The 13,074-nt window shown below is 63.0% G+C and carries 11 protein-coding genes; 9 read left to right on the top strand and 2 right to left on the bottom strand.

Going from position 1 to position 13,074, the window contains the following annotated elements:
• Positions 1 to 127 precede the first annotated feature (127 nt).
• Positions 128 to 2,215: a TonB-dependent receptor family protein gene (locus tag ACYQOP_RS25600; RefSeq protein ID WP_461224905.1), complete on the bottom strand. Its 2,088-nt coding sequence runs from the start codon at positions 2,213 to 2,215 to the stop codon at positions 128 to 130.
• Between the two features lie 194 nt (positions 2,216 to 2,409).
• A complete protein-coding gene (locus ACYQOP_RS25595; protein ID WP_461224903.1) occupies positions 2,410 to 3,408 on the bottom strand; it encodes a DUF1775 domain-containing protein in 999 nt (332 codons plus the stop codon).
• A gap of 676 nt (positions 3,409 to 4,084) precedes the next feature.
• Between ACYQOP_RS25595 and ACYQOP_RS25590 the strand changes: the two genes are divergently transcribed.
• The 9 genes from ACYQOP_RS25590 to ACYQOP_RS25550 all read left to right on the top strand — a co-directional run bounded on the left by ACYQOP_RS25590 (position 4,085) and on the right by ACYQOP_RS25550 (position 13,071).
• Entirely contained in the window at positions 4,085 to 5,383 is a 1,299-nt protein-coding gene (locus ACYQOP_RS25590; protein WP_461224901.1) for a L,D-transpeptidase family protein, read from the top strand.
• Between the two features lie 430 nt (positions 5,384 to 5,813).
• Positions 5,814 to 7,118 (top strand): serine hydroxymethyltransferase, encoded by a 1,305-nt coding sequence (gene glyA / locus ACYQOP_RS25585; protein ID WP_056429738.1) that lies wholly within the window; start codon positions 5,814 to 5,816, stop codon positions 7,116 to 7,118.
• Between the two features lie 110 nt (positions 7,119 to 7,228).
• A complete protein-coding gene (gene nrdR / locus ACYQOP_RS25580) occupies positions 7,229 to 7,801 on the top strand; it encodes a transcriptional regulator NrdR (protein ID WP_056430453.1) in 573 nt (190 codons plus the stop codon).
• Complete coding sequence (ribD, locus tag ACYQOP_RS25575; RefSeq protein WP_461224899.1) at positions 7,798 to 8,928, top strand: bifunctional diaminohydroxyphosphoribosylaminopyrimidine deaminase/5-amino-6-(5-phosphoribosylamino)uracil reductase RibD; 1,131 nt, start codon at positions 7,798 to 7,800, stop codon at positions 8,926 to 8,928. The genes nrdR and ribD overlap by 4 nt, the downstream gene beginning before the upstream one ends.
• Positions 8,929 to 9,564, top strand: coding sequence for a riboflavin synthase (locus ACYQOP_RS25570; protein WP_461224897.1), 636 nt, complete (start codon positions 8,929 to 8,931; stop codon positions 9,562 to 9,564).
• Positions 9,565 to 9,775: 211 nt separating this feature from the next.
• Positions 9,776 to 10,285 carry a 6,7-dimethyl-8-ribityllumazine synthase gene (gene ribH, locus ACYQOP_RS25565; RefSeq protein ID WP_207412413.1) on the top strand — a complete coding sequence of 170 codons (510 nt, stop codon included), beginning with the start codon at positions 9,776 to 9,778 and terminating at the stop codon, positions 10,283 to 10,285.
• Positions 10,286 to 10,292: 7 nt separating this feature from the next.
• On the top strand, positions 10,293 to 10,772 hold the full coding sequence (gene nusB / locus ACYQOP_RS25560) for a transcription antitermination factor NusB (RefSeq protein WP_056429745.1): 480 nt from the start codon (positions 10,293 to 10,295) through the stop codon (positions 10,770 to 10,772).
• 2 nt (positions 10,773 to 10,774) lie between these two features.
• Positions 10,775 to 11,776: a thiamine-phosphate kinase gene (gene thiL / locus ACYQOP_RS25555; RefSeq protein ID WP_461225488.1), complete on the top strand. Its 1,002-nt coding sequence runs from the start codon at positions 10,775 to 10,777 to the stop codon at positions 11,774 to 11,776.
• Between the two features lie 284 nt (positions 11,777 to 12,060).
• The gene (locus ACYQOP_RS25550; RefSeq protein ID WP_056429747.1) at positions 12,061 to 13,071 is read left to right on the top strand and encodes an AAA family ATPase; all 1,011 of its coding nucleotides are present in this window, start codon (positions 12,061 to 12,063) and stop codon (positions 13,069 to 13,071) included.
• The last annotated feature ends 3 nt before the right edge of the window (positions 13,072 to 13,074 follow it).

Raw genomic sequence — 13,074 nt, 5'->3', positions numbered from 1 at the left:
ACACCCGACGCTCTGGCGAGCGGTGGTCCGGGAAGTGTCGCCATAACGGCGCCGGTTGATCGAAGAAAGGTGCCGATATCAAACGCCCTTCTGCTGGCGTGAATAGGCGGCTTCATTCGACCTGCCGTCAAAACGAAGCGCGGATCCCCCCGAATACGCTGCGGCCGGTGCCGGGATAGAACGCGATCGGATAGCCGCCCATCGCAGCCGCGTCGTTCAACACCGAAATGTCCGAGACATATCGGATATCCCCCAGGTTTCTCGCATCCAGGAACAGCGAAACTCCGTTGGCAAAGTCAAAACCAGCCTGGACGTTGACGAGGGTGTAGCCGGGCACCTGAAGGGTGTTGGCATGATCCGCGAAAGCTCCGTGCGGTACCCAATCCACTGATGGGCTCAGGTGAAAACCGCTCGGATGGGTGTAGGTCACGACGCTCCGCAACACGTCCTGCGGGATGCCGGCGATGCGGTTGTCTCCGAATTGCGGGTCGCTTACGAAGCGAAAGTCGTTATGCGTCCAGATCTGCGAAGCCGAGATACGGTCGCCACTGCCGGTGAGGTCGCGAACGAGGTCGAGGGTCACTGCCGCCTCGACACCCTGATGGATCGTACGCGGCGAATTGAACGTAGCTGCCGGAATGTTCAGTCCCGGATTGACGCTGAAATTGACAAGCTCATCCCGAACTTCCGACCGATAGAGCGTCACGTCCCAGGCAATCCCATCGAGCCGGCCGCGCGTGCCTGCTTCGTAAGTCCAGGCGCGTTGAGCCTGAAGCGGCACGAACTGCGTCGTTACCCCGATGGTCTGGGTCAGATCGGTGAAGTCGGGCACATCGCGTGAACGGGTGATGTCGGCGAAGACCTGGACATCCGGCACAGGCTGCCAGATCATACCAAGTTTCGGGTTGATGCCCTGATAGGTCCGGTTGTCAAATTTGGCGCCGGAGTTCGGGCCGAAGCCGCCCTTGTCGCTATAGGTCCGGTTCGACGAGAAGGCCTTCGCGCCCGTCATCAGCGCGACATCAGGGAGGAACCAGAAGCGGTTCTCACCGTAAGCCTCGTAATTCGATGAACTTTGGAGCGCATTCAGAGTCTGCGCGCCCCGCTGCCCGGAAAGATTGGCGAAGCGAAGCGACGAGTTCTGCCCGGCAAACGCGCGCAGACCCAGGATCGTGTCGTTGCGGTAGCCCGCGATGTCGAAGGTGCCGGCCCAGTGAGGTGAGATACCGTATGTCCAGCCATCCTCGTCGATGACCTGAAAGATCGGATGGTAGAGCGACTTTTGGATCGCCCAGGTATCGATATCGAGCTTGCCGACGTCGAGGGCAAACGAGGTTCGGTTGGCGACGCGCTCAGTCTCCACCTTTCGGGACTGATTGCCCGCGATGGCGCCAGGATTCGCGAGGGTCGGATTTTTCAGACTGTTGAACAGGCTCAGGGTGCCGGGGAGCTTCTGGTCTGTAAGGTAAATGCCGACATAGAATCTCGTTTCGACACCGGGGGCTAGCTGATAGCCGAGATTGGCGTTGAAGTTCTGCGTCCGCTGGGCCTCGTGATCCCGAAACCCATCAGCATTGGTGATCGTACCACTGATGAGGAAATCGGCTGGTCCTGATAAACGCGAGAACTGGAAATGCTCGCGGATCGCACCAAAGCTGCCGCCATCGACGCGCACGACGTTTGGCGCAAGGGCGGTCTGCGCCGTCGGTGTCACGAAGTTGATCGCCCCGCCGAGCGTCGTGGCGCCGTAGGTCAAGGCGTTGCCGCCTTTGTAGACCTCGACGGAGCGCAGGGCGAGGGGATCGATCTGGTAGAAATCACCGCTTCCATCGGCGGCATTCACCGGAAATCCGTCCTGAAGCAGCTCGATGCCGCGGAGGTGAAAACCGCGCGAGATGCCCGATCCGCGCAGGGAAAGGCGCATTTCCTGACCATAACGCTGCTGCACAAAGACACCGGGCGTATCCTTGAGAACATCGCGTAGCGTATTGGCGTAGCGGTTCTGAAAGTCCTTGGCATCGACGAAGGCGACGGACCCGACGGTGGCATTCACCGTAGCGCGTTGCGCCGCGACGCTCGGCACCGTGAGGGACCCGGCCGAAGCGCCCTGAACGCTGAGTTCTGGCAGTTCGGCATTGGCCACTTCTTGTGCGAGGGCCGATGTCGAGGACAAAAGTAGGAAGGCGAGCGCACTTCCGAAGTAGGAATTCTGCATGGAAATAGGCTCCGGACCCCGCGCCCTCAATCACTCCGCGCGGTCAGCGCGGAGGAGCAGCGGATCCTGAAAGAGAAAGAGATGGGATCGGCCTTAGCCCAGGCGATCACGCGGCAACGGAAAGCCTGGGATCAAATCCGGCATCACTGCGGCATCGTGTTCCCCAGGGGAAACCGATTCGTCGACGTGATTCGTCAGTGCTGATGATGTCCGGCGGGTTCGGTCGCAGCAGGCGAATTAGGGGCCTTGGCGCCGATTGGAGCGACGGCGAAGGTGACCCGCACCTCGCCCGTGCGCTGAAAGCCCAGTGTTCCGGAAACCGGTTCACCGACCTTCGGCGACGCACTCAGCCCTTCGAACATCAAGTGGAAGCCGCCGGGCTTGAGCTCCACGGTTTCGCCGGGCTTGATGACGAGGCCGCCATCCACCGCGGCCATCTTCATCACCCCGCCATCCATGGTCATGGAATGGATTGAACCGGTGCTAGCCAACGGAATGGAGGCGGAGATCAGCGTGTCCGGACGCGTTCCGGTATTCGTGATCCGGACGTAGCCGCCAGCAACCGTCGCGCCACCGGGAGTGGCACGCATCCACGGTGTATCGATGACGAGATCACCGGCCTGGATGGTGTTCGCAGGGGAGGACGCAGCGCTCGACGACGATTTAGTGCGCGCGGCAACGATGGTCACGCCGGGAGCGGGAGATTGCAACGAGTGAGCGTTCTGGCCCGGTGCGGGAATCTCGCTCCAGCGATACGCGCCCTTCACGCAATCCTGCTCCACAGGAAAGTACACGATCGTACCGGGGGCGAATGTATCCGTGACACGGGCGAGGAACGTAAATTCGTCGACCTGATCGTCGGGCAGTTCACCTCCGCTCCAGGTTATAGTTTTCACGCCTTCTGAAATATCGCCGTGGTAATATGGATAGGCCTTGGCATAGGGAGCTTTTTCCAAGGACAGGGTCCAGCCGGGCTTCGGCATCGGTTTGGCACCAATGACGCCTTCTGGAATGGTCACGCTCACGCGTTTCGTCGGCGTGCCTTCGCAGCCATGGGTGATCTGAATGACGCCCCGATAAGTGGCGTTCGGGCTAGCCTCCTTCCGCTCGAGCGTGGCGTGAGAGAAAGCGACATTGGTCGAGACGGTGAGGAGAAGGGTCGCGGCAAGTTCTGCCCGCACTATCCGTTTCATGATGGCTGTCCGTGTCTGAAGGGATCGAGATTTCGGATCACTTCAGACGATAGGAGGACCACGCGGTTGAGGAATGGTGCCAGGGGGACCGCGCCCACCGGGTCGGGCCTCAGTAAGCCATGTCAGGCGGATGCCCGCCGAGAGAGGCCAGACCGTCTGGCTCGAGACGAGCCCAATCACTGTCGCCACTGCAACGGCGGACGCGGACGTACAGCAGAAGTCGTGTTTGCCGTGCCCGGACTTCACCGGGCTCTGATCGGTGTCCGTCCCATCGGTCAGACTCGAGCAGAGCGGACCGACATGGCCGAGGGAGGGCAATGGCATCAGGGTGCCGAGGAAGATCTGAAGAACCAACGCGTAGAGCGCGATCACAGCAGTGATCGCGCGCAAGCCGCCGGCCCCTGAATCTCGCGACATCATCCTTCAGCGCTTAGCGCAACGGACATAATCCCGCCATCTCTTTCACAATCGGACGAGCCGTCATGTTGCATGTGCGCTGCAGTACAGCACAGCCTGTGATTTATCGCGGCGGCGCCACAATCTAGCCCGGACGGCATGACTTCTTAACCGTGCCCCGACACGTTCGCGGCACAAGACTTTCGGTGGTCGGTATCCACCCCAACCATGCCCCGACGGCCTCGTGCCGCTTCACAGGTCAGATTAGAGTTTCCGTCCGATGCTGAAACAGGCTCCCATCGCCCGCTCGCTGGGCTTCGCGCTTCTCGCCAGCGCCGCCGCCTTCGCCCAAACGGCCACTGCGCGCGAAGCGGCCGGCTTCGCTCAGGCGGAGTGGGCCCAGGATTATGCATCGCCTGCAACGATGCAGGTGCAGCGTTCCTCGACACCGATTCTTTCTCCGCAGACGATGGCGGCGACTGAGCAGATGGTCGAACGCTACAAGGACATCGTCGTACGCGGCGGTTGGCGCCCGGTCTCCGGCGCGGATCGCCTGCGCGTCGGCGCCAAGGGTCCAGCTGTGGCGGCTCTGCGCGCTCGTCTCGCCGTGACCGGCGACATCGACTCGGCCTCGGGCAGCTCGGGTGTCTACGATTCCTACGTCGCCGCTGCGGTGAAGCGCTTCCAGGCCCGTCACGGTCTGAGCCAGACCGGCTCCATGAGCATGGCCACCCAGCAGGCTATGAACGTCTCGGCCGATATCCGCCTGAAGCAGCTCGAGGTGAACGCCGTCCGCCTGCGCTCCTACGCGGGCAATCTCGGCAACCGCTTCGTCATCACCAACATTCCCGCCGCCCTGGTCCAGACGGTAGAGAATGGCCAAGTCGTGACCTTGCACGCCGCCGGTGTCGGCAAGATCGACCGTCAGTCGCCGATCATGAATACCAAGGCGACGCAGATCAATTTCAATCCCTTCTGGACGGTTCCGGCTTCCATTGTGAAGAAGGACCTCATTCCCAAGATGCAGAAGGATCCGAATTACCTTACCGAGAATAAGATCCGCATCTTCACTGGGGACACCGAGATTTCACCGGCCTCGGTGAACTGGAACTCGGATGAAGGTACGCGCTATCGCTACCGTCAGGACTCGGGCGCCGATTTTAACTCGATGGGAATCGTCCGCATCAATATCCCGAACCCGCATGGCGTGTTCATGCACGACACAAATTCGAAGGGTGTGTACGGAGACGATTTCCGCTTCATCTCTTCCGGATGTGTTCGCGTCCAGAATGTGCGCGAGTACATCACCTGGCTTCTCAAGGACACGCCCGGTTGGGGCCGCGACCAAGTGGAACAGGCGATCGAGAGCGGCAAGCGCGTCGACGCGACTCTGAGCAGCCCGGTTCCGGTCTACTGGACCTACATCACGGCCTGGGCGACCCCAGACGGTCTCGTCCAGTTCCGCGACGACATCTACAAGCGCGACGGTGTCAATGTGCCTTCAACCTTGTCTGGGCCGACTCCGGTCGCCAGCGCTGAGCAAATTCAGACCTTCGAACCGGGTGACGAAGAGAACTAATCGCTTCACTTATGTGCGCGAAAGCGGGCGGCGGGATTCGGGTGCGAATCCCGCCTCTTTGGTTTTGAATTACGATCGCAGGTCTTGGAAAACAGATCGCCTCGAGAAAGCTTGGTTCGCCGCCATGGTATGACGCGGCTCTTGCTCACCCCTTAGTCGCGAGACGCCGACAGCTTTCGAGCGCGACAAATGCATGCAAGCGTCGCGACATAGGGTCGCCAAACTCCCGATCGGCACGGCCAGTATCCCGTGGATGTCATTGGCGCACCGACAAATACAGGATGCACCGAATTTTTTTTGCCCGGGGCTACAAATTAGCTGTGCTTGGCCTCGCCCCGCGGCACGTGTAGTAAATCACGCTTCGAGCGACCGCCCGCCCTACGCCAGCGGATAACGGACGCCCTCGCCCGTTCAACAATCGAGGCTTTCCATGAGCGCCGGTACTGCAAGCGACAAGCATTTTTCGAATTCCTTCTTCAGCGCATCCTTGGCCGACGCGGATCCGGAAGTCGCGAAGGCGGTGGGCCAGGAACTCGGTCGGCAGCAGCACGAGATCGAACTGATCGCGTCGGAGAACATCGTCTCCCGTGCGGTCCTGGAAGCCCAGGGCTCGGTCCTCACCAACAAGTATGCGGAAGGCTATCCCGGCCGTCGCTATTATGGTGGTTGCGAGTTCGTCGACATCGCTGAGAACCTTGCAATCGAGCGCGCTAAGCGCTTGTTCGATTGCGGATTCGCAAACGTTCAGCCGAATTCCGGGAGTCAGGCGAACCAAGGCGTGTTCATGGCTCTTATGCAGCCGGGCGACACCTTCCTGGGCCTCGACCTCGCTGCTGGCGGCCACCTGACACACGGCGCCCCGCCGAATGTGTCCGGCAAATGGTTCAAGCCCGTCTCCTACACCGTGCGCCGCGACGACCAGCGCATCGATATGGAACAGGTTGAGCGTCTTGCCCATGAACATAAGCCCAAGGTCATCATCGCTGGCGGCTCGGGCTACCCGCGTCATTGGGACTTTGCCAAGTTCCGCGAGATCGCCGATGCGGTCGGAGCCTATTTCTTCGTGGACATGGCCCATTTCGCGGGTCTCGTCGCGGCCGGTGTCCACCCGTCGCCGTTCCCACACGCCCATGTCGCCACAACGACGACCCACAAGACACTCCGCGGCCCGCGCGGCGGAATGATCCTGACGAACGACGAGGCGCTCGCCAAGAAGTTCAATTCGGCGATCTTCCCCGGCCTGCAGGGCGGACCGCTCATGCACGTCATCGCCGGCAAGGCCGTGGCCTTCGGTGAGGCACTGAAGCCCGAGTTCAAGATCTACGCCAAGCAAGTGATCGAGAACGCCAAGGCGCTCGCCGATACCCTGATCTCCGGCGGCTACGACATCACGTCCGGTGGGACCGACAACCACCTCATGCTGGTGGACCTTCAGAAGAAGGGCCTGACCGGCAAGGCGGCGGAAGCCGCACTCAGCCGCGCCCACATCACCTGCAACAAGAACGGCGTGCCCTTCGATCCGGCCAAGCCGACGATCACGTCGGGCATCCGCCTCGGCACACCTGCCGGCACCTCGCGCGGCTTCGGCGTCGCGGAGTTCAAGCAGATCGGTGCCCTCATCATTGAGGTACTCGACGGTCTGGTGGCCAAAGGTGAAGGCGGAGATCCGGCGATCGAGGCCGCGGTGAAGGACAAGGTCCACGCCCTCACGCACCGCTTCCCGATCTACGGCTGAAGCCTCCGTCTGCGGGTGCCCCCGCAGATGACGTCATGATAGAGACGGCCGCGGATCGCCATATCCGCGGCCGTTCTCATTTTTTCACCAACCATGCAGGTATCCGCCCGATGCGGTGTCCCTATTGCGGCGGTCCCGACACCCAGGTGAAGGATTCGCGTCCCAGCGATGATTCAGCGGCAATCCGCCGGCGGCGGGTCTGCCCGGACTGCGGCGGCCGCTTCACCACTTTCGAGCGGGTGCAGCTGCGGGAACTGACGGTGCTCAAGCGCTCGGGTAAGCGAGTACCGTTTGATCGCGATAAGCTTCAACGCTCTATCGACGTGGCCGTCCGCAAACGGCCGGTGGATCCGGAACGGATCGAACGTCTGGTCAGTGGGATCACCCGCCAACTCGAAAGCGGCGGCGAGGCTGAGATTGCCAGCGAGGCCATCGGTGAATTGGTGATGGAGGGGCTGAAGGGCCTAGACGACGTGGCCTATGTCCGCTTCGCCTCGGTTTACAAGAACTTCCGTGAGGCGAGCGACTTCAAGGCGCTGCTCGGAACCCTCGGTGATACTCCCGATATCGCAAGGCTACGAGACGATGGAATGAGCGACCAACACGCTCTCCATGAAGTCATGTCAAGTGGTAGCCCGCCGGCCAAACCACCTGCGAAGCGCCAGACGCGGGGGCGGTCATGAACGACTATCAGACAGCCAGCACGGATGATCGCCGCTTCATGCGCCTGGCTCTGGCGATCGGCAGGCGCAATCTCGGGCGGACCTGGCCTAATCCGTCCGTCGGCGCGGTGGTGGTCGCGGGTGAGAGGGGCAAGGAGCGCATCGTCGGGCAGGGCGTAACGGCATCGAGAGGACGTCCCCATGCAGAGCCTCTTGCTCTCGCGATGGCCGGGGAGAGCGCGCGCGGCGCGACTCTCTACGTCACACTCGAGCCCTGCTCTCACCACGGGGCCACCCCCCCTTGTGTCGACGCTATCATCGCTTCGGGAATCGCTCGAGTCGTCACTGCGATCGCAGACCCGGATCCGCGCGTGGCGGGGAGGGGCCATGCCCGCCTCGCCCAGGCCGGTATCGCCGTGACACAGGATGTACTCTGCGACGAGGCCGCGAGGGATCATCGCGGACACGTCACCCGCGTGACGAAGAAACGTCCCAGCCTACATCTCAAGCTTGCCCGTACCCTGGACGGATTTGCGGCTGGCGCGCCGGATGAGCGCCTTCGCATCACGGGCCCCATTGCCGATGGCGCGGTCCATCTCTGGCGCGCTCATGCCGACGCAATTCTCGTAGGGATTGGAACGGCACGGGCTGACGACCCGTCGCTGACGGTGCGATTACCTGGTCTCTCGCAACGATCGCCGCTGCGCATCATCCTCGATTCGACACTTCGTCTCTCGCCGGCTTCTCACCTCGTGCGAAGCGCACGGGACATCCCGACTCTCGTGGTGACAACACGATCGGCTCCCATTCATGCCAAGCGGATGCTCGTCTCTTTTGGGGTCGAAACGATCCAAGTCGAGGCCTGCACACATGGTCGGATCGACCTCTCTGCCGCGCTCTCACAATTGGCCGAGCGTGGAGTGACACGGATCTGCTGCGAAGGCGGTCCCCACCTCGCCGATTCGCTTGCAGCCGCGGATCTGGTGGATGTCTGCACATTCGTGACTGGCCCTCGTGCCATCGGCGGGGGAGGCCTTCCCGCAGTCGGCGATGCGTTGACGGCGCGCCTCCACGAGGCCGAATTCAGCATTACCGAAACTCGCGCTTTCGGACCGGACCAGTGTGTTACCTACGAACGGAGCGTCTAGATGTTCACTGGCTTGGTAAGCGATGTGGGATCGGTCCTCAGTGTCGAGGGTGATGAGCGTCTGCGCCGAATCCGCATCCGGTCCTCCTACGATCCCGCAACCATCGCCCTCGGTGCATCTATCGCGTGTTCCGGTCCCTGCCTCACCGTGGTGGCGATCGAGCGCGAGGCCAAGGGCTGTATCTTTGCCATTGACGCCGCGGCCGAAACTCTCGCGCGGACCACCGTCGGCGGCTGGGCTGTAGGCACGCGCCTCAACCTCGAACGTTCGCTGAAGATCGGTGATGAACTCGGCGGCCATCTTGTGACCGGGCATGTGGACGGCGTCAGCGAGATCGTGGCTCGCGAGAGCGTGACGGGTGGGACCGGCGATCCGCAATGGGCACCGAGCGACCGATTCGTCTTGCGTGCCCCATCATCCGTATCGCGTTTCATTGCAGAGAAGGGTTCGATCTGCCTCGACGGAACGTCACTCACGGTCAACTCCGTGGACGGCGACCTCTTCTCGGTCCTGCTCATTCCGCACACCCTGGCGGTTACGACCTGGGGTGACCGACGAACCGGCCACAAGCTCAATCTAGAGGTCGACCTGATCGCTCGCTATGCTGCCCGCCTATTCGAGAATCGCGCCTCCTGACGCGCTATCTTGTGATACGCCACCCTTCAGTCTATCGCTCGCCCACCGCGAACGACACGTTGCCGGTCGGCGTCTCAGGCGCCATCGGTCGCAAGATTTCGAACCGGGCCGACCCGGTCATACTGGGTGGCGACGCCGACGATCCGCGCTAACGGCTCATTCGTCACATCCGTGCCGATCTTGCCCTTCGCCACTACAGACAAGGCCTACGATGGTTTCGCCCTCACCCGCCGCCCGGCTGGCAACGCCTACGAACGTGAAGGGCGCGCGCGTCCTCGTGGTAGAAGCGCGATATTACGACGACATTTCCGATGAGCTTCTTGCCGGAGCACAGGGTGCCCTCGACGCAGCGGAGGCCGAGGGCATCGTGGTGACGGTGCCAGGTGCCCTCGAGATCCCAGCCGCCATTGCCATTCTGGTGGAGGAGGCCGCCCGTGCAGGTCAGCCCTATGACGCTGCCGTTGCCTTGGGCTGCGTCATCCGTGGCGAGACCGGCCATTACGACATCGTAGCGACTGAGAGCGCACGGGCTCTCATGGACTTGTCCGTGGTGGGTCGCCTTCCCCTCGGAAACGGCATTCTGACGGTGGAAACGATGGAGCAGGCGCTTGCCCGCGCCCGCGTTTCCGACCTGAACAAGGGTGCGGGTGCCGCGGAGGCAGCCCTGGCCGTCCTGGCGCTCAAACGTGCCGCGGCTGCCGCGCCCGTGGGAGAGGATTGAGAACCCGATGGCCAAGACGATCGAGCGCAGCGGCGCACGCCTCACCGTGGTTCAAGCGCTGTACGAGATGGAAATCTCCGACAAGGGCGTCATCGAAGCACTTGCCGAGTTCGAGGCGTATTGGATCGGCCGCGACGTCGACGGCGTCGAACAGCCCCCCGCCGAAATCTCATTCTTCCGCGATCTCTTGCGTGGTGTCGTCGAGGAGCAGCGTGCCATCGATCCGCAATTGGACAAGGCATTGTCGAGCGGCTGGCCGCTGAAGCGCATCGAAGCAGTTTTGCGCGCTATCCTGCGCGCTGGGGCCTACGAACTCATGTTCCGCAAGGATGTGCCAGCTCGCGCTGCGATCTCTGAATATGTCGACGTCGCCCATAGCTTTTATGCCGGCGACGAGCCCGGCATGGTCAACGCGGTCCTCGATAAGGTCGCCCGTGAGGTTCGCGGATCGGAATTCGCCGGGCTCCCCGGCTCCGGGCGCGCTTGACGATCACGCCCCCCACCGTTCGTTCCGATGAGAACGGGCTGATCGCGCGCTACTTTGCGCCCTGGGCTGGCTATGGCGCGGATGGGCTGCGGGATGATGCCGCCACCCTCGTGCCAAGTCCAGGCTGCGATCTGGTGTTGACTGCAGACGCTATCGTGGCGGGCGTCCACTACCTGGCCGGCGACCCTCCCGCATCCATCGGGCGCAAAGCGCTCGGGGTGAACCTGTCCGATATCGCCGCCAAGGGGGCGATGCCGCGTGGGTTCCTCCTGACGCTCGCCCTGCATGACGACTGGACGGAAGCGTGGCTTGCCGGCTTCGCCGACGGCCTCAGGGAAGCAGCGACTGCTTTCGATTGCCCGCTCCTCGGAGGCGATACCGTCCGCGCGGCGGGTCCCGCCCTGATTGGCGTGACCGCCCTCGGGGAAGTGCCGCGCGGCGGCGTGGTTCGGCGGATGAGTGCGGAAATCGGTGACGTCATCTGCGTCAGCGGCACGATCGGCGACGCGGCACTAGGCCTACTTGCCCTGAACGGGGTGACGCCTGAATGGGCCGAGCGCTTGGGAGGGGAAGGTCGCGATGTCTTGATCGACCGCTATCGCCATCCGCGCCCGCGTATCGCCCTCGCACCGCTTCTCCGCCGCCATGCGCGGGCCGCTATGGACGTCTCCGATGGGCTTGCCGGCGATCTGATGAAGATGCTGGCCGGTGCTGGTCGGACTGCCGAGATCACACTCTCCAAAGTGCCACTGTCCGATGCCGCCCGTGCTGCGCTTGCTCTCGATCCGTCGCTGATCAGCCCGATTGTAACCGGTGGCGACGATTACGAAATCCTTTGCGCGGTGGCACCGGACCGGGTCGAGGCGTTCATTGCCGAAGCCCTCTCGTTGGGGGTTCCGCTGGCGCGGATAGGATCGGTCGTCGAAGGCGACCGCCCGCCTGCGTTCCGCCGGCCGGACGGCAGTGAGTACGCCTTCGCCACGCGCTCCTTCAGCCACTTCTGAATCACCGGGCAACTTCCCGCAGCGGTGAGAAGCTTGAGTTGCCGACGTTGCACGTCTCCAGCCTGATCGCGGATGCGCCATTCTTGTAGCGGGTCCAGCGGTAGCCGAGACGTGAAATCGTTCTTCACCATCGACGACGGACCGCAAAATGCCTGCGTCGTCGCGCCGACCTTGCCAGCATGCGGGAAAGAACGCCACACTCTCTCCCAATGCCGCCGCCAGGCTGCACCCACGTGCCACCGCGATCCTGACCATCGGCCGCGCGGCAAACCGGGATCGAACGCATGACTTCAGGCTCCACGCCGGCGACGGCCACCTCTCTCGACGACGGCATCGTTGCCACCGCGGAGGCGTGTCTCGGCCAGGTGGGACAGGCCCGCGACGCGATCCACAAGGTCATCTTCGGCCAGGAAAAAGTGGTCGACCTCGCCCTCATCACCATTCTGGCGGGTGGCCACGGCCTGCTCGTCGGACTGCCCGGTCTGGCAAAGACCAAGCTCGTCGAGACGCTCGGCACCGTGCTCGGGCTCGATGCCCGGCGCGTTCAATTCACCCCCGACCTGATGCCTTCCGACATCCTCGGCACCGAGATCCTCGACGAGGACCAGGACCGCCGCCGCTCGTTCCGTTTCGTGCGCGGCCCTGTCTTCACGCAATTGCTGATGGCGGACGAGATCAACCGGGCCAGCCCGCGCACCCAATCCGCTCTGCTGCAGGCAATGCAGGAGAATTTCGTCTCGGTGGCCGGTGAGCGGCACGACCTTCCGCGCCCGTTCCATGTGCTAGCGACGCAGAACCCGATCGAGCAGGAGGGCACTTACCCGCTCCCTGAGGCGCAGCTCGACCGTTTCCTGCTCGAGATCGATGTCGGCTATCCTGACCGCGCGGCTGAGCGTCGGATCCTCATCGAGACGACGGGAATCGGGGACCATAGCCCGCAGGCGGTGATGTCCACGGAGGCGCTTCTCACGGCGCAGCGCCTCGTGCGTCGCCTGCCAGTCGGCGACGCCGTGGTGGACGCGATCCTCGACCTCGTCCGCTCCGCAAGACCGGAAGGGGGCGATCCTTCTCTGAAGGGAAAGCTCCTATGGGGGCCTGGTCCCCGCGCCAGTCAGGCATTGACGCTGGCGGTGCGCGCTCGCGCCTTGATCGAAGGCCGCGTCGCACCCTCGGTCGCCGACGTGAAGGCGCTCGCGGAGCCCGTGCTCAAGCACCGCATGGCGCTGAGCTTTGCGGCGCGCGCCGACGGTGAGACCGTGCCGGGGATCATCGCCCAGCTGGCTGCGAAGCTTTAGCCG

Source organism: Methylobacterium sp. CM6247 (assembly GCF_054817925.1).
Note: the sequence above shows the minus strand (reverse complement) of the source record. Positions and strands in the feature narration are given on the sequence as shown.